At 61.0% G+C, this 513-nt stretch carries 1 protein-coding gene; it reads left to right on the top strand.

Going from position 1 to position 513, the window contains the following annotated elements; genetic code table 11:
• Positions 1-513, top strand: a 513-nt coding sequence (locus C9414_RS20360; RefSeq protein ID WP_219909148.1) for a hypothetical protein, incomplete at both ends; no start/stop codon positions are given.

The following is a 513-nucleotide window of genomic DNA, read 5'->3' as shown; positions in this document are numbered from 1 at the left end:
TGCCGCACCAGCCGAGCCCGCTGCCAGCGCCAATCCTTCGGATGCGGCCCTCGAGACGTTGAAAAAGTTCCAGCGGTTCGACGCCTTGGCGGAACACGACCTGTCTGTCAAACTGCCCCCGACCATTGATTCGTTGTGGCGGGACGTCGGTGGCTGGCGGTCGGCACTCGCCGAACACGACATTTCCCTGACTGGCCGCACGTCAATCAGCCTTGCCTACGACGTCCTCGAAAACAACCGTCCTGCCCGCCCACAGGTATACAACGGGCAGAAGTACACAGTCACCACGGTCACCCAGGACTTTATCCTCGGCATTGGGCTGGGTCGCGTCGGACTGCCCAACAGCCAATTCCTCTTCGGTGGCCAAATCAATCATTCCTCCTGGCTGCCGACCGGCCCCGACATTGCCCGCGTCAAGACCCTGGCTTACTACCAGAGCTTCAGGGATGGCGCGATCCAGCTGAAAGCCGGCTGGATCCCAAACTACCGCGAATACATCGGCATCTTTGCCGG

The organism is Bacillus sp. Nf3 (genome assembly GCF_003028545.1).
GTDB classification, from domain to species: Bacteria; Bacillota; Bacilli; order Bacillales; family Bacillaceae; genus Bacillus; species Bacillus safensis.
Note: the sequence above shows the minus strand (reverse complement) of the source record. Positions and strands in the feature narration are given on the sequence as shown.